The organism is Acidiluteibacter ferrifornacis, assembly GCF_009909615.1.
Taxonomy (GTDB): Bacteria; Bacteroidota; Bacteroidia; order Flavobacteriales_E; family Vicingaceae; genus Acidiluteibacter; species Acidiluteibacter ferrifornacis.
Genome location: NZ_WWNE01000007.1, coordinates 187,159 through 204,412, shown reverse-complemented (window position 1 = coordinate 204,412; position 17,254 = coordinate 187,159). Strand labels below are relative to the sequence as shown.

Genomic DNA, 17,254 nt, shown 5'->3' with positions numbered 1-17,254 from the left:
ATGGATAATATTTCAATACCAACAGAAAAAATAAGTTTTAATAATCAGCTTACTAATAATCAGATAGTGACATACATTAGAAATAATGGTTTCTTAGCCAAGTTTCTAAATTCTTCGTTTAATTCAGAATTAAATTTTGAGCAATGTTCTCAACAAGACATATTACTGATTTATCTAAGCAATTCCTTGTTGGAGAGTGATGATATGGCCAGTTTAAACAGACTAGTTAAAAATAGTAGTCAAGTTATTATTGGCTTGGTAGATGACTTTAATGAGTCCTTGTTTCATAAATTCATTAAAATAGGAATAAAGGAGTTTATTTTTAATCCAATTACTTCAGCTAGTTTTCATCATCAAATCAATCCTTTGATTAATGAATTGATTAATAAGAGAGAACGAATTCTTACCCAATTAAAGTTAGACACTAATTTGAGCCATATTTGTAATAAGCAGTGCCTTTCCTTAAGTATTAATAATCATCTCGACTGTGAAAAGGAATGTTTGATCTCAAATGAAACTATGAGACAATCGTTTTCTTTCGTTTCAAATAAAGATATTATTAGTTCGTCTTTTGTTTTTAAGGTAAAATTCAATCAAATTATTTTGTGTATTGTAGGTCAAGGAAGAGACAATTCAATAGATGCAGCACTTGATTCTGCAGAAATTCAATTTTGGTTAAAACAAGAGTCAGAATTAATCAATTCTCCGGAATCAATAGTAATGAAGCTTAGAAAACATAAAACAATGTCTTTTGAGATTGCGGTATTAAATTGTCAAACTAAAGAGTTAAGATACTATGGGGAGAATAATTTGCTGATATTCAGGAGTAAAACTTCAGTTGAATTGGAAAACCTACAGAAAATAAAGATTCAACCAAATGATTCTATGGTGTTATTTAACAAAGGTTGTTTACAACAAAAAAATAATAAAAATAAAGACCTTGATAAAGAAACTTTCATTGGGTTTCTTCAACTGATAGCCCTAGCAGACAATAAAGTCAAAAGACATAAACTGAATTACTTTTATGATGCGTGGCTGGATGGTAAACCCCAAGACGAGAATATAGCTCTACTAAGTTTTGGTATTTGATACCGTTTTCTTTTGATCCAATACTGAGGTCGCGGTTGCTACTAATCCTGCGATATCACTTAAGTCGGTAGGTAATATAATGGTATTGTTGGTTTTAGCTAATTTCCCAAATTCACCAATGTATTGTTCTGCAACCCTTAAGTTTACGGCGTCTCTTCCACCTTTTTCTTGGATGGCTTGTGCTATCAGTCGAACTCCTTCAGCCGTAGCTTGAGCTATTCTTTCAATTTCCTGCCCCCTTCCTTCAGCTTCATTTATTCGCTTCATTTTCTCTCCTTCAGATCGTGCAATCAATTCTTGTTTATCACCTTCTGCCTGATTTATTTTTGCCTGCATTTCTCCCTCTGAAGTGGCAATGATCGCTCGCTTTTCACGAGTCGCACGCATCTGCTTTTCCATAGCATCCTTTATACTTTGTGGTGGAGCAATGTTTTTGATTTCATATCGTGCTACTTTAACACCCCAGGGATCTGAAGCTTTATCAACAGCTTCCACAATAATTGAGTTGATAGTATCCCGCTCTTCGAATGTTTTATCCAATTCTAACTTTCCGATAATACTTCTCATGGTTGTTTGAGCAAGCTGAATAGATGCAAAGTGGTAATTGTCAATTCCGTATGAGGCATTTTTAGGCTCAACAACTTGCAGGTACAATACACCGTCAACTTCCACTGAAATGTTATCCTTTGTAATACATGTTTGTGCAGAAACATCAATTACTTGTTCTTTTAACGTGTGTTTATAAGCGACCTTGTCAACAATCGGAATAATAATGTGAAATCCGGCAAGTAAAGTACTTTGATATTTACCAAATCGCTCTATAATAAAAGCACTTCGTTGAGGAACAATTTTAACAGTGGAGATAAATGCGACTAGCGCAAATACAATTAATCCTAAATAAATAATGGTTGTAGATCCAATCATAATGTTTATTTTATTGGTGTTATAGTAAGTTTAATGCTATTTATAGCAATTATTTTGACACGCTGTCCTACCTGTATGGGTTCGTCTGAAATAGCCATCCAATTGCTACCATTGAATTCTACTTTTCCACTTTCTCCCGGATCGAATGTTGATACAGCTATTGCTGTTTTGCCAACAAAATCTAGTTCTGCATCATTTTCTGAATCAGAAGATGACTTATTCATATATTTTTCTTTCAAAAGCTTTCTCAAAGCAGCAAGACTGAGTAAGGAGGAAATAATAAATAGAAGTAATTGAGTGTCTAAACTAAGATTGAATAGATAGGCAGCAATGGAGGTAATCCAAGCTCCAACACCGAAAAATAGCAATACCAATCCTGGAAAAATAAACTCCAAAAGGAACAAAATTAAACCAATAATGAACCATATCACTTCTTTAGAATAGAGAATCTCTTTCACTTGATTGCTTTTTGTTAAAGATAATTCATTTTTATCAATAAGTATAGTCTATTTGGTGGCAAAGATGATAGAATTCCTAAATTTGAAAAAAAAGAAAAATGGACTATCAGAATATTGCCGCTCATAGTAGAGTATGGATTTATCAAGCCAATCGGTTTTTGAGTGATAAAGAAGTGCAATCGATTCAAAAAGAGGGAGATCAGTTTATTCAATCATGGGCAGCACATGGTATGCCCTTGGCTGCTAATTTCTTAGTGCGAGAAAATTTATTTTTGATTTTATTGGTAGATGAGGCTCAAGCAAAAGCCTCTGGTTGCAGTATAGACTCTTCAGTTGGATTCATCAAACATATAGAAAAAAGCTTCGATTTGGACCTATTTGATCGCTTAAGAGTAGCCTATGAATTAGAGGGAGAAATAAAATTGACCAAAATGCACGATTTTGAAGTGCTTCTAAAAAGCGGAGCATTAAATGCGGAAACGGTAGTTTACAATAACTTAGTAGGTAATAAAGCAGAATTGGAATCCAATTGGAAAACAACTGTTAAGAACAGTTGGCATGCTAGACTGCTACCTTAGTACTATTTATTCTCTTTACGTTTAAAGTCACCCCTTTTCCAGGCTTCAACAAATTTGGCCCATGCAATTGGGTTAAGTAGGTTATTTGGAACGTACTGACCGGCGTAGTAGATTTGATTGGTCCGTTGTTGCATTTGTAACCTAAAGTTCATACTTCCATTCATTGGCATGGCCTCAAAACGTGCAGATAATTGCTCATCACTCAAGTTTTTTCGAGCTATTTCTAGATCATCGTCAGGAATGTCTAAATTTAGAAAAGCAGTCTTGAATTGTTCTTGTGTCGGCCAAGGATAAACCACGGCTTCATCCAAGAGAATAGTGTCACTTTGCAACATTTGAATTAATGAATACCTAGAATCATTCAAAGAGTCAGGCACAATAAAAGTACTTTTCTTGTAACCAATAGATGAAAAGGTGATGGTATCTAACGGTTTAGCAACGAATGAAAAGTACCCATAGTAATCAGACATTGTCCCTCTATGTGTATTCTTGACAATAATATTTGCAAACGGAACAGGGTTTAAGCTATCTCCAGTCACAATAATTCCTGAAAACTGTATTAAATCTTGTTCTGAAGATTCGTCTTGACTGAAAGCATTATTGCATATCGTCATTAGAATCAATACTAAAAGTGAGGATAGTATATTTTTCATAGACTATAAAAGTAAGTGAATATCTAATGTTCTGCTCCTATTAATTGTTAAATTTCAACTCTATTTTAGAAGAATTGTTGGTTCCATCTTTTACTTCAAAAGTTAAAGTATGATTCCCTTTGTCTATCGTTCCATCAAAATAGTGGAAGAATAAATTTCGTTTATAATCATATTCGAATAGTATCCATTTACCATCCACTTCACCTCTATAGTAATCTATACCAGATAAATTGTCAGTGGCCTTTATCATGATAGACCATTTTCCATTCATGTTTGCTCCATTGCTTATATTAACAGGAACGATGACAGGTGGAGTAGAATCTACCATGATACAATAACTACCAAAAGTTCTTGATTTTGCATTGAGGTTATCTCCGTTCCACTTTCCACCTTCCGCTGAAAAACTTCTTTTATTTGTAGTAGAAACGATTAAGCTTTTTTCTTTTAAACGATCGCTTAAGCCTTCCATTTTAATAGATATATTCATGTAAGAATGCAATGGAGTATATTTATTATGAAGATTGTAGAGTGGAGAAATGCATCTAGAATTGGATTCTTTAGAAAATTCAAACTCCAAATCCTCATATAGATAGTAGGCTGGGATATTCACTAGAATATCATCCTCTAATATTACACTACGTCGGTTAAAGTTAAAATAGCGGTTTTCACTTGATTTAATTGATGCATTTCTACTGGCTGAAGAAGTCTTTTTCCCGGCAACACTAAAACTGATTTCGCTTTCATTACCATAAGCATCCTGCAATTCATATTTCATCGTTGTTTGCTCCCCATTATTTATAGTTATAGGCCCCGACTTTTTGTCTAATTGATAAATATCGAGTTGATTATTGTCCAATACAAAACTTCTTTGCACGGCTCTACCAGTTTTTACTTTTTCTTCATAATCGATGTGAGCATTCATAAATCGAGATTTGTTGAAAGGTATTCCGTCGATGATATGACTGTAAACAAGCTGATCATTTTCCTTCAAATCTATTTTATAAACTCCTATCCGATTACCTACGCCATTAGCTTGGTCGATGGTTTCAATGCCAAAGCCAATTCTACCATAAGCCTGAATAGCATTAACTAATAATCGATAATTTCCATTACTTCCTGTGGCAGGAAACCTCATTTTAGAATGGCTCCCATTTACTGTTGATGTATCATCTAGAGGATAAGCATAGATGGATTGAACGATAGGTGAAATATTATCTTTGATGTCAAAACCAAAAAGCATCACATTTAGTGGCGTTTCTGATTTGGTTTCTCTAATTTCAAAATGCAAATGAGGGCCACCTGAGCCTCCTGTATTTCCTGAATAAGCGATTAAATCTCCTTTTTTTACTTGTAACTCACTACTCATGGGGAAAAGTTCAATACTAAAACTTTCTTTTTTGTATTGAGCTGCCTTAATGTATTTCTCTATGGTTTCACTGAATTTTTGGATATGTCCATATACCGTTGTATATCCATTGGGGTGAACCACATAAATAGCCTTTCCATAACCATATGGTGAAATTTTTATACGACTTACAAATCCTTCAGCCGCGGATTTTATAGGAATACCTTCAACTCCTTGAGTCTTAATATCAATCCCTGCATGGAAGTGATTAGTTCGAATTTCTCCAAAATTTCCAGAAAGGTACAATGGAATATCCATGGGAGGAGCAAAATAATCTTGTGGATATTTCTTCTCTTGTGAGAATGCAAAGTGACAATTTATTATGAGCAAAATAGAAAGTAAATTCTTCATAAAAAGTTTCTGGGAGTTTTTTTAAATCGATTACAAAACTAAGTTTTAGAAAATGGAGGTAAAATTTTAAATCATATTTATTTCAACACTTAATGGCTCAAAAAAATTGTTAGCTTTGTAAAAGACTTAAAGCAGTTATTTTATAAACGGATAAGGAGAAGTGGAAAATCTAAGTTTGACAGTTAAGGGTATTAAAGCTAAATTGTTAGAGTTAGTAAAGAAGCATCAACTAACGTTGGAGCAATTAGAACAAGAGAAGAAACGTGTAGAAGAGTTGCAACAAGAAATAGCTGATTTAAGGGGAGAATTGAACGAGTTGAATGATAAAAACAAAATTTTAAAAATTGCTGGACAATCGACAGATGGCAGCAATCGAGAAATGAAGTTGAAATTAAACGAACTTGTACGGGAAGTAGATAAGTGCATAGCACAATTTAACAAGTAATGATTAATCCGTGAGGAATCTTTCAATAAAGGTAATTATTGCAAATCGTCCTTATCCACTTACAGTTAGTGGAGAAGAAGAAGAGGAACTTATTCGTAAAGCGGCTAAACGTATTAACGAAATAGTTAAAGATTACGAGAGCAAATATGCAGTGAAAGATAAACAAGATTTATTGGCCATGTGTGCATTAGAATATGCCACCAAAGCCATAGAGTTGGAGTCGAAAGACATCATTGAAGATAACGGATTGAGAGAAGAGTTGGAAGAACTGGACGCATTGGTGTCGAAGTTCTTATAACATAAAAAAAGAAGCGTTCTTAAAGTATACCCACTCAAGTGGGAAAATGCATGCCCGTGCAAATTTGTAATGTTTGGTAAACTCAACATGCTTAACAGCGTGAGTTTAACTTAGTGATGCCAAAGACAGGCCTTTATTTAGCCTAGTTTAGACTAGGGGATTTCTCAATTTATTGAGAGACGTTGGAAGTCTGCGGTTATCCGGAAAACTCAAATCCTTTTATTAGGGGTTTACTCAAACGTCAAATTTGCCCGGGTTTTTTTATTTAAATAAATTAATAAACGAATGGATATAGTAAGTATCATTATTGGTTTGCTCATTGGAATTGGAGTAGGGGCAGCCGTTGTTTTCTTTGGGTTAAAGAAAGCAATAGAAAAAAGAAATGCTGACATCATTGAGGAAGCGAAAGCTGAGGCAGAGGTTATTAAAAAGGACAAAATCCTGCAGGCCAAAGAGAAGTTTTTGCAACTAAAAGAGGAGCACGAGAAGGTTATTAGTGAGCGTGAGCGAAAAATGTCTGACGGTGAGAACCGAATCAAACAAAAGGAAAATACATATAACCAGCGGTTGAATGAGGTTAACAAGAAAGATAAAGAAGTTCAGGCGATTAAAGAAAATCTAGATAAACAATTAGAAATCGTTCAACGCAAGCAAGAAGATCTTGAAAAGGATAGAAGAAGGCAAGTAGAACAATTGGAAACCATCGCTGGATTAAGTGCTGAGGATGCAAAAGCTCAATTAGTAGAAGCATTGAAAGCTGAGGCTAAAACTGAGGCCATGTCTTATATTAAAGACATTGTAGATGAAGCGAAGATCAACGCCAACAAAGACGCTAAGAAAATTGTCGTTCAAACCATTCAGAGAGTAGCTACCGAACAAGCTATTGAGAATTCAGTTTCAGTGTTTAATATTGAAAGTGATGAATTGAAAGGACGAATTATTGGTCGTGAAGGTAGAAATATTAGAGCTCTTGAAGCTGCAACAGGTGTTGAAATCATAGTTGACGATACCCCTGAAGCAATTATTCTTTCTTGCTTCGATCCAATTAGAAGAGAATGTGCTCGTTTGGCTTTACACCAGTTAATTTCTGATGGTAGAATTCACCCAGCCAGAATTGAGGAAGTGGTTGCAAAAACCATGAAACAATTGGAAGAAGAAATCATAGATACTGGTAAGAAAACATGTATCGATCTTGGAATTCATGGATTACACCCTGAATTGATTCGTATGGTAGGGCGTATGAAGTATCGTTCTTCTTATGGTCAAAACTTATTGCAACACAGTAGAGAAGTTGCGAATTTATGTGCTACTATGGCTAGTGAGTTAGGTTTAAATGCGAAAGTAGCAAAGCGAGCAGGACTATTGCACGATATAGGTAAAGTGCCAGATGATGAACCAGAATTGCCACACGCAATTTTAGGGATGAAGTTGGCGGAGAAGTATAAAGAGAAGCCAGAAGTATGTAATGCGATTGGAGCTCACCACGACGAAATTGAAATGACATCATTGATTTCTCCAATTGTTCAAGTTTGTGATGCCGTTTCAGGTGCACGTCCAGGTGCTCGAAGAGAAATTGTTGAATCATATATCAATCGAATTAAAGAGTTAGAGTCTCTTGGAATGTCGCATAATGGAGTAACTAAAGCATACGCAATTCAAGCAGGTAGAGAGTTAAGAGTAATTGTAGAAAGTGAAAAAATATCTGATTTAGAAGCAGATACTTTATCATTCGACATTGCTCAGAAGATTCAGACTGAAATGACTTATCCAGGTCAAGTAAAAGTCACCGTTATTAGAGAAAAAAGAGCAGTAAATTACGCCAAGTAATTTTACCAAAGATTATCTCAAGCCCTCAATCTATTCATTAAGATTGGGGGTTTTTGTATTTTATACAGTTAATGGTGGATTATTCATAATAAATGACTTTTATTGAAATAACCCATATAAAGTTCCTATTAATAATCGCTATTTTTTTAGCATTCTTATTTGCTCGATTACCATCATAAAAAGATTAATTTTAACCTTCAATCTATTCTACTATGAAAAAAATAGGAGTGTTTACTTCAGGAGGAGATTCGCCTGGTATGAATGCAGCAGTTAGAGCAGTGGTTCGAACTGGCATTTACAATAATATAGAAGTTTACGGAATACATCGAGCTTATGATGGTATGATCGCTGGAGATATCCACCGCTTAGAATCTAAGGATGTGAGTGGGATTATTCAACGTGGAGGGACTATTATAAAGTCTGCGCGTAGTGCTGCTTTTCGAACAAAGGAAGGTCGGAAAAAGGCTTATGAGAGTCTAAAAACTGCAGGAATAGAAGGATTAGTTGCTATTGGAGGTGATGGAACTTTTACTGGTGCTAAGATATTTGAGGCTGAATATGGTATCCCTTCGATTGGAGTGCCAGGTACGATTGATAATGATTTGTTTGGTACCGACAACACTATTGGGTATGACACCGCTTTAAATACTGTAGTTGAAGCAGTGGATAAAATTAGAGATACTGCTAGTTCTCATGACCGGTTATTCTTTGTAGAAGTAATGGGAAGAGATGCTGGATTTATCGCACTTCGAAGTGGTATAGGTGTTGGAGCTGAGGCGATACTAGTACCTGAGACTCCAACATACATAGACACTCTGATTCAAAAGATAGAGAAGGGAAGAGAACAGCATAAATCGAGTGCCATTATCATGGTAGCTGAAGGCGATGATGCCGGAAATGCTGCTGAAGTAGCACGTAAAGTAAAGGAGAAATTTGATTTTTACGATACTAAAGTGACAGTATTAGGACACATTCAAAGAGGTGGAAGTCCATCGGCGGCTGATCGAGTATTGGCTAGTCGATTGGGAGTCGCAGCTGTAGAAGCATTGTTGGAGGGTAAAACGAATCAGATGGTGGGAGTGGTAAATAATCAAATCGCTTATACACCATATGAAAAAGCCATTAAGCACCACAATAAATTGAATGAAAACTTGCTTCGTTTAGCAGAAATCCTATCTACCTAAATGAGTCGAGTTACTTATTTTGTTGATTTAGTTCTACCACTTCCTATACCTAATTTATATACGTATAGAGTTCCTGTTGAATTTAGTGAAGAAATTCAAGTAGGAAAGCGAGTGATTGCTCAATTTGGTAAAGGAACTAAGTTATATACTGGCATAATAGTTAAAATTCATGAGAAAGCTCCTGATTATGAAGCCAAATACATTGAGGCCGTATTGGATGAATATCCTATTGTCAATTCATTTCAGTTGAAATTTTGGAAGTGGATTGAGTCCTATTACATGGCGAATCCGGGAGATGTAATGAATGCCGCTTTGCCTTCTTCATTAAAATTGGCAAGTGAAACAAAGATATTGCTGCATGAGAATTTTCGAGATGTTATTGATGATTTGTCTGATAATGAATATTTAATTGTAGAAGCATTAGAGGTTCGGAATGAATTGAATGTAGCTGAGATTGCTGAGATTTTAGGCATCAAAAATATACATGGATACATTAAAAAACTGATTGAGAAAAAAGCGATTGTAGTTGAAGAGGAATTAAAACGACGCTATAAACCTAAAATGGAAAGCTATGTTCGGCTTTCGCCGCGCGCGAATGATGAAGAACAATTGAAGCTAATATTTGATGAAATTTCTCGAGCGGGAAAGCAAGTTGAAGCTTTGATGGGATTTATTCAATTGAATCAGCGATATTCTAAGCAGCCCAAAGCGGTTCGCAAAGTAGATTTACAAAAGACAGCCAATATCTCACCGGCTATTATTAATGCATTAGTAAAGAAGGAGGTTTTTGAAATCTACGAAGAAGAAGTTAATCGAATTAAGATGGCTGAAGCTCAACAAGAATCCTACGACTTGAACGAAGAACAGTTGCGCGCATTTAGCGAAATCAAATCAGCTTTTTCAGAAGGGAAAGTAACATTGTTACATGGAGTAACCTCTTCTGGAAAGACTGAAGTGTACATTCAGTTGATAGAAGAAGCGTTGAAGGCCAATAAGCAAGTGTTGTATCTTTTACCTGAAATTGCGTTGACGGCACAAATTGTTGGACGATTGCAAAAAGTGTTTGGAGATAAAGTAGGAGTGTATCATTCTAGATACAATGAAAATGAACGTGCTGAAGTATGGAATGAAGTTTTAAAATTTGACCCTACTAATGAAAATAGCCGATTCCAAGTTATTTTGGGTGCGCGTTCAGCAATGTTTTTGCCCTACAGCCACCTCGGGTTGGTAATTGTAGATGAAGAACATGAAAATACATTTAAACAATACGATCCTGCTCCAAGATATCAAGCCCGTGATGCGAGTATTGTATTGGCGAATATGCATAAAGCTAATGTGTTGCTGGGTTCTGCTACACCATCTATTGAAAGTTATCGAAATGCTAAGGATGGAAAGTATCAGTTAGTCGAAATGTTCAAGCGTTTTGGGAACGTCCAAATGCCTGAGGTTTTATGCGCAGATATTAAGGATGCCACGAAAAAGAAAAAAATGAAATCATTGTTTTCTCCCCTGTTGTTTGAAGCAATGGAGGAAGCACTAGAAAATAAAGAACAAATTATTTTGTTCCAAAACCGAAGGGGATATTCTCCGATTATGATTTGTGAAACCTGCGGTCATACTGCAGAATGCAAGAATTGTGATGTTGGACTAACTTATCATAAATACACCAATCGATTAAATTGCCATTACTGTGGATATTCAATTGCTACACCAAAAGTCTGTCCTGCTTGTGGAGATACTGCTATAAAAGTAAAAGGTTTTGGAACGGAAAAAATTGAGGAAGAAATTGGAATCTACTTCCCTGATGTGAAAGTAGCTCGAATGGATTTAGATACCACAAGAGCCAAAAATGCGTATCATACTATTATTAATCAGTTTGAAAATCAAGAGGTTCAGATTTTGGTAGGTACTCAGATGGTGACTAAAGGGCTGGATTTTAGCAATGTCAGTTTGGTCGGAATTCTAAATGCAGACAATATGCTGCATTTTCCTGATTTTAGATCGTACGAACGCAGTTATCAATTAATGTCACAAGTGTCAGGTCGAGCAGGACGTAAAAGTAAGCGTGGGAAAGTTATTATTCAATCGTATAATCCCGACCATCAGATTATTCGAAATGTAATTGATCACGATTACCACACCATGTTTAAAAATGAAGTGATTGATCGGCGGAATTTTAAATATCCACCCTACTATCGATTGATTCGAATAACTCTAAAACATCGAAAGGCTGCAGAACTGAATATTGCTGCTGACTTTTTTGCAAGAGACATGAAAGCCATTTTTGGTAATCGAGTGTTGGGTCCTGAGTTTCCTGCTATTGCGAAGATTAGAAACAGCTACCACAAACAGATTATTCTTAAGGTAGAAAAGTCGGCTTCGATACAAGCCTCTAAAGACCACCTAATGAAGATTTATACCAATGCTATTCATCGGAATGAATTCAAAGGTGTGCGTGTGATTTTTGATGTGGATCCGTATTAATTACTAATTGTTAATTGTGAATGGTTAATTATGGAATTGCTTTGCTGTTAGATCAATTTATCCTTTGTCCACCCTTCACTTCGTCTGCTCTTAGTATAAACTTCTCCGCTCTGGATAACAAAGCTATGAGCATCGGCAACTACTTCCACACACTCAACTTTCCTTTGTAGGTTTTTCCATCGTGTTTGATGATGTATAAATACATTCCACTTGCCACATGGTAACCATCCCAAGAAGGGTTATTTTTCCATTGTGCTACTTTGGTTCCCCATGTATTATAAATAGTAATGTCTATCGGTAAGCCTTTGGTATTTCCCAACTCCCAAGTATCATTATCTCCATCGCCGTTGGGCGTAAAAAAGGAAGGGATAATTAACGCACAAGGGTCTACAATGACTTCTATTTTACTTCTTTCTTCCGCTTTACACCCATCAATTTCTGTTTCTAAATAGAACGTCTGATTGTTACTGACTTTAAAGCGATAAGAAAAGCCTTGATAAAAAGGGGTGGGCGCTGAAGGAGTGTTGTACCAATTAATTGCAGAAATAGATTCTTCGAAATGTGGAACAATGGTTTGTGTGATGTTTTGACAATAATTGACTATTGAATCTTTTAGTTTTGGTGGATTACTTTGAACCACTTGAAACGTATCAGAAAACAACGCATTACACACGCTTAACCGATAATACATCGGACTAGCCGTAGGAATGTGATTGGCTGTGTCACCAGCACTGAGGTTCGCCCACACAACTGCATCTTGACTGTATTGCCATTGGGCATTCCCATTGGAGTTGTTTCTCACCAATTGAATGGATTCTTCTTTACAAATTGTATCTGCTGAAATGGTAACATCATCCACTTGGTGGTTGGGCACAAAAACAGTATCCCATTGATTATTGGAACTTACTTCATCTCGATTAAAGGTAGCCGTTATGCTCAACTCATAATTGGCACCCAAAGTAGTAAAATCCAACCCTTGGATCGGAATTTTTGAGGTATTACCTCCAAACAATGCTTCTGTAGGAATGGGATTGTAACTATTGGAATTCACTTCCTGTTGTAGGATTTGCACCACAAACCCATTGCGTTTAACCGTAGTAGTAATGTGCAACGTATCTCTTGTAAAATCCAACCATTCTTCACCGGTATTGGTGTAATGGAGTATGGCATCTACAAGGCTGGTGTAGCACAATGCACTATCTAACTGCACCCCAATACTGCCATCATAACTCAACGGCAAAGTAGCACAACTCCCTAAATAGAGGTTATCAATAAAATAGTATGTACCGTAGTAACTATCTTCCCTTTTGCTCCCTCCAACATAAAGTGTATCAATTGCTGTTGTGTCATTAAAATTTCCCATTGTCAATACTTTTTCGCCACCTAAAGCTTTATAGGTATGATTGTACACCGCCCAATTTTTGGTTTCAGTAATGTAATTGGATGGAGAAACAATAATTTGTGGAGTGTAAGGCAGGTTGTAGCTAGAATTAGACGAAACACGATTATTGGACAAATAAATACCCAATTGATTGCGAGAAGCGTGGGTAAAAGAATCTGGTAGATTCACATGAATCCGAAAACAATAAATGGAATCAGTCATTAAGGGCTGATTCAAATCCGTTTGAATATAATCTCTCGTTTGTTTCCAACCTATTGTTGCAAATTGGTATATTCTCATTCCTATATACTTATTTCCATTTTGGGCATATTGAAAACCGAAAGCACTTTGTGGTACTGTCCAATATTGATCGTGATATTCGTTATAATATTCTGGCTGGGTATTTCCCGTCCCAATCACTCTCCATTGATCAGGCAAATAATACCTCCATACATTTGTTGAAGTATCTTCAAAGGAAAAATTAGGGATTAAATTTTGGGCGGTGCACTGCACCGCCCAAAACAAAATAATTATGGTTAAAACTGTTCTCAACTATTCAATGATTAATTTACCGCTTTCACTAGCAGCATCGTTAACAAGTAGACGGTAAAAATAAATGCCTGGTTGTACGTTACTCAATTTAATTTGGTGCTGATTGGTTGCATTCAAACGGCTAATGGTATGTTGCTTGCCCAATACGTTGTAAAACTATTTAAGGTGAATACTGCAAGCAAAATAAAGCTATTTTGCAGTAATTTATTTTTATTCATCAAGTTGTAAAGTTTTAGTTATTTTGAATAATATCATAAGAGTTTTTTACTAGTATTCTCTTTCTTAAAGATAATTGCCTTTACCCCAAAAGATATAATTTGTGGTATTATTAATTAAGAATTCTCTTTGATAATTGAGTGAGAAAATACGACCTACTTTAGGATGCAGTCTTTTTAGCGTATAAAAACGAAAGCGAATAAAGTTTCTGACAGTCATCTTGATAAAAGTGGGTAGGTTTGAAACTTTAAAATAGTTAAAAAAAAGAACAACAGTTAGTTGCTTATTGTTTTTTATTGATAAATAAGTATTATTTGTCTAATTTTTAATATTAAATTGTCTTTATCTCTAGATATAATGCATAAAAAGAAAGTACTCATTATAACCTAACAAAAAAAACACCCATACCTTTAGAGGAATGGGTGTTTTTTTTGTTTCAATACTTCACTAAATCTCCGCAGAAGCAGTCGGCATAGCACGATCTACTTTTTTGACTAATCCTTGTAAAACTTTACCAGGTCCTACTTCGATGAACTCACTTGCGCCATCAGCTATCATTTGCTGCATGATTTGCGTCCATTTTACGGCTCCGGTCAATTGATTAACTAGGTTGGTTTTTATTTCATTGGTGTCTGTTACTCCTTTAGCCACTACGTTTTGATAAACTGGACAAATCGGTGTGTTGATTTCAGTGGCCTTGATAGCTGCTTCCAATTTAGCTCGTGCAGGCTCCATTAAAGGAGAGTGGAAAGCTCCACCTACAGGCAGAATTAATGCTCTTTTTGCTCCTGCTTCCTTCAATGCCTCACAGGCTTTTTCAACAGCCTCAACAGATCCTGAAATAACCAATTGCCCCGGGCAGTTGTAATTTGCAGGAACCACGACTCCGTCAATTTCTCCACAAATTCGTTCCACTTCAGCATCTTCCATTCCTAGCACGGCAGCCATAGTTGAAGGCTGGGCTTCACACGCTTTTTGCATAGCATTGGCTCTGGCAGCTACTAATTTTAAACCATCCTCAAATTTCATTGCACCCGCTGCTACTAAAGCCGAAAATTCACCCAATGAGTGTCCTGCTGTCATATCTGGTTGAAATTGATCACCTAACACTTTCGCCAATATAACGGAGTGCAAAAAGATAGCCGGTTGCGTCACATTTGTTTGCTTCAACTGTTCATCAGTTCCTTCAAACATGATGTCAGTGATGTTAAAACCTAAAATTTCATTCGCTTGATGAAATAATTTCTTCGCCTCTTCCGATTGATCGTAAAGGTCTTTCCCCATTCCTGAAAATTGTGCCCCTTGTCCTGGGAATACATATGCTTTCATATCCTTCATTTTAAATTCTGCTGCAAAATAAAAAAAGATTGGAACAATACTGCTCCAATCTCTTCATATAATTCTATTTATTTCTCGATTTATTTTCTATCTCCCATGAATCTCAGTAGGAATAAGAACAAGTTGATAAAATCTAAGTATAGGGTTAAGGCACCCATTATTGCCAATTTATTACTTGACTCTTGACCTTCGTACTCTACTCCAGAACCAATTCTTTTTAACTTTTGAACATCATAGGCGGTTAATCCAGTAAAGATCAATACACCTGCAATACTGATAATAAATTCCATTGTTTCGCTGCCCATAAAAATATTTACTACAGAAGCGATGATGATACCAATTAAAGCCATGTAAAGAATTCCTCCAAACTTGGTTAAATCAGTATCTGTGGTGTATCCAAGTACGGCCATTGTGGCAAATGTGCCTGCAGTTATTCCAAACGTAGCTGCAATAGAAGAGCCTGTGTATGCCAAGAATATGAAACTCATACTCATGCCCATCAATACTGAAAATACGATAAACAACATCAGTAATACAAAGGAAGATAGCTTGTTAAATGCCATTGACATTCCAAAAACCATCAATAATGGTGCAAACATTACCACATATCCAAAGATGGACATGCCTCCGGTTTCAGGATTAATTAAGTAACTTAATAATTCTGAACTTGTTCCAAATGCATAAGCGATGATGCCTGTAATTGCCATTGCTCCAGCCATGTAGGTGAATACGTTGGCCATGAATGTTTTTGCTAATGAACCAGTGCTAACTTCGGCACTCTGAACATTACTATTGAAATTTCTAAAGTCTTTCATAATCGTGTTTAATTTGATGCTAAATTAATCAAAGCGTACATATAAATGCTCGTCTAGTACCTCCTTAACAAAATTTAATGAAGGAGTAATGGAGACAGCTTAACCTAGTCGAAAAAAAAGCCGTTTCAACTTGAAACGGCTAGAGTTTGATATGAATTACGTCTTAGTGCAATTTTGAACTAATCAATTGAATAAATTCTTTTCGAGTAGCATCTTTTTCAAATTCTCCAGTGAATGATGAGGTCGTAGTCACTGAGTTTTGCTTTTGAATTCCCCTCATTTGCATACATAAATGTTTGGCTTCAATTACCACTGCCACTCCAAGGGGATTTAATGTTTCTTGTATACAAGTTTTAATCTGATCAGTTAGACGTTCCTGCACTTGCATTCTCCTAGAAAAAGCATCGGCAACTCTTGGAATTTTACTCAATCCTACAATCCATCCGTTTGGAATATAAGCAATATGTGCTTTACCAAAGAAAGGTAGCATGTGATGCTCACACATCGAGTAAATTTCAATGTCTTTTACGATTACCATATGGTTATGGTCTTCTTCAAACATGGCAGACTTTAATATTTCAGCAGGATCTATATCATAACCATGTGTTAAAAAAGACATCGCTTTAGCTACGCGCTCAGGCGTTTTAAGAATACCTTCTCGATTTACGTCTTCACCAAGTTCTGTGATGATTTCAGAATAATGTCCGGCTATTTTATTTATTTTTTCTTCGTTGTAATTTTCCACTTTTTTGTAAGCTTCAGTTTGATTTTCAAATGATGTATCCATTCTAAAGTATAAAGATTATCTATTTTGGTTACTTGCCAAAATATTCTACATAGTTATTTTCTGTTTCTTGTATTTTAACACAGTGTAATCGTGCTCCCGTTTCACTGATTGGTTGTTCCAATTGCTCCCAAAATTTAATTGCAATATTTTCAGCGGAGGTCATTACACCCTTGAAAAAAGGTACATCTAGATTGAGGTTTTTATGATCTACATGCTGGATAACTTTTTCCTTTACTATTTTTCCGAGCTCCGACAAATCGATAACATATCCCGTTTCCATATCTACTTCACCTTCCACCGTCACATGAAGAATATAATTATGTCCATGCCAATTTGGATTGGCACATTTGCCAAAAACCGTATAGTTCTTTTCTAAGCTCCACTCGTCTTTTGCCAGTCTGTGTGCAGCACTGAATCGTTCTCTCCTTGTAATACGTATCATTTTACTCTTCTATAAAATTGGTTTGCA

General features: G+C 35.9%; 17 protein-coding genes. 7 read left to right on the top strand and 10 right to left on the bottom strand.

The window, feature by feature from the left end; translation table 11 throughout:
* Window positions 1-1,089 carry a hypothetical protein gene (locus tag GQN54_RS09630; protein WP_160633329.1) on the top strand — a complete coding sequence of 363 codons (1,089 nt, stop codon included), beginning with the start codon at window positions 1-3 and terminating at the stop codon, window positions 1,087-1,089.
* Here the strand turns inward: GQN54_RS09630 and GQN54_RS09625 are convergent.
* Complete coding sequence (locus GQN54_RS09625; RefSeq protein ID WP_160633328.1) at window positions 1,072-2,013, bottom strand: SPFH domain-containing protein; 942 nt, start codon at window positions 2,011-2,013, stop codon at window positions 1,072-1,074. The two genes, GQN54_RS09630 and GQN54_RS09625, sit on opposite strands and share 18 nt — an antisense overlap.
* Window positions 2,014-2,018: 5 nt before the next feature.
* Window positions 2,019-2,471, bottom strand: coding sequence for an NfeD family protein (locus GQN54_RS15520; RefSeq protein ID WP_160633327.1), 453 nt, complete (start codon window positions 2,469-2,471; stop codon window positions 2,019-2,021).
* A 98-nt stretch (window positions 2,472-2,569) separates the two neighbouring features.
* Here GQN54_RS15520 and GQN54_RS09615 point away from each other — a divergent pair, with 98 nt between their 5' ends.
* Window positions 2,570-3,049 (top strand): ABC transporter ATPase, encoded by a 480-nt coding sequence (locus GQN54_RS09615; protein WP_160633326.1) that lies wholly within the window; start codon window positions 2,570-2,572, stop codon window positions 3,047-3,049.
* A gap of 2 nt (window positions 3,050-3,051) precedes the next feature.
* Here GQN54_RS09615 and GQN54_RS09610 read toward each other — a convergent pair whose 3' ends face one another.
* Window positions 3,052-3,702, bottom strand: a complete 651-nt coding sequence (locus tag GQN54_RS09610) for a carboxypeptidase-like regulatory domain-containing protein (RefSeq protein WP_160633325.1) — start codon at window positions 3,700-3,702, stop codon at window positions 3,052-3,054.
* 40 nt (window positions 3,703-3,742) lie between these two features.
* Complete coding sequence (locus tag GQN54_RS09605; RefSeq protein ID WP_160633324.1) at window positions 3,743-5,458, bottom strand: M23 family metallopeptidase; 1,716 nt, start codon at window positions 5,456-5,458, stop codon at window positions 3,743-3,745.
* Window positions 5,459-5,618: 160 nt separating this feature from the next.
* Between GQN54_RS09605 and GQN54_RS09600 the strand changes: the two genes are divergently transcribed.
* The 5 genes from GQN54_RS09600 to priA all read left to right on the top strand — a co-directional run bounded on the left by GQN54_RS09600 (window position 5,619) and on the right by priA (window position 11,696).
* Entirely contained in the window at window positions 5,619-5,903 is a 285-nt protein-coding gene (locus GQN54_RS09600) for a hypothetical protein (protein ID WP_160633323.1), read from the top strand.
* Between the two features lie 10 nt (window positions 5,904-5,913).
* Window positions 5,914-6,201, top strand: coding sequence for a cell division protein ZapA (locus GQN54_RS09595; RefSeq protein ID WP_160633322.1), 288 nt, complete (start codon window positions 5,914-5,916; stop codon window positions 6,199-6,201).
* 285 nt (window positions 6,202-6,486) lie between these two features.
* Window positions 6,487-8,028 carry a ribonuclease Y gene (gene rny / locus GQN54_RS09590; RefSeq protein WP_160633321.1) on the top strand — a complete coding sequence of 514 codons (1,542 nt, stop codon included), beginning with the start codon at window positions 6,487-6,489 and terminating at the stop codon, window positions 8,026-8,028.
* Between the two features lie 212 nt (window positions 8,029-8,240).
* Entirely contained in the window at window positions 8,241-9,212 is a 972-nt protein-coding gene (pfkA, locus tag GQN54_RS09585) for a 6-phosphofructokinase (protein WP_160633320.1), read from the top strand.
* Complete coding sequence (priA, locus tag GQN54_RS09580; protein ID WP_160633319.1) at window positions 9,213-11,696, top strand: replication restart helicase PriA; 2,484 nt, start codon at window positions 9,213-9,215, stop codon at window positions 11,694-11,696.
* Between the two features lie 139 nt (window positions 11,697-11,835).
* Here the strand turns inward: priA and GQN54_RS09575 are convergent, their stop codons facing one another.
* The 6 genes from GQN54_RS09575 to GQN54_RS09550 all read right to left on the bottom strand — a co-directional run bounded on the left by GQN54_RS09575 (window position 11,836) and on the right by GQN54_RS09550 (window position 17,227).
* Window positions 11,836-13,629, bottom strand: a complete 1,794-nt coding sequence (locus GQN54_RS09575; protein ID WP_160633318.1) for a T9SS type B sorting domain-containing protein — start codon at window positions 13,627-13,629, stop codon at window positions 11,836-11,838.
* Window positions 13,630-13,773, bottom strand: coding sequence for a hypothetical protein (locus GQN54_RS15615; RefSeq protein WP_160633317.1), 144 nt, complete (start codon window positions 13,771-13,773; stop codon window positions 13,630-13,632). It abuts the gene before it with no gap.
* A 519-nt stretch (window positions 13,774-14,292) separates the two neighbouring features.
* Window positions 14,293-15,174, bottom strand: coding sequence for an ACP S-malonyltransferase (fabD, locus tag GQN54_RS09565; protein WP_160633316.1), 882 nt, complete (start codon window positions 15,172-15,174; stop codon window positions 14,293-14,295).
* An 89-nt stretch (window positions 15,175-15,263) separates the two neighbouring features.
* Window positions 15,264-15,998 carry a Bax inhibitor-1/YccA family protein gene (locus tag GQN54_RS09560; RefSeq protein ID WP_160633315.1) on the bottom strand — a complete coding sequence of 245 codons (735 nt, stop codon included), beginning with the start codon at window positions 15,996-15,998 and terminating at the stop codon, window positions 15,264-15,266.
* Window positions 15,999-16,161: 163 nt separating this feature from the next.
* The gene (gene folE / locus GQN54_RS09555) at window positions 16,162-16,785 is read right to left on the bottom strand and encodes a GTP cyclohydrolase I FolE (RefSeq protein WP_160633314.1); all 624 of its coding nucleotides are present in this window, start codon (window positions 16,783-16,785) and stop codon (window positions 16,162-16,164) included.
* A gap of 28 nt (window positions 16,786-16,813) precedes the next feature.
* On the bottom strand, window positions 16,814-17,227 hold the full coding sequence (locus GQN54_RS09550) for a 6-pyruvoyl trahydropterin synthase family protein (RefSeq protein ID WP_160633313.1): 414 nt from the start codon (window positions 17,225-17,227) through the stop codon (window positions 16,814-16,816).
* Window positions 17,228-17,254: the final 27 nt, after the last annotated feature.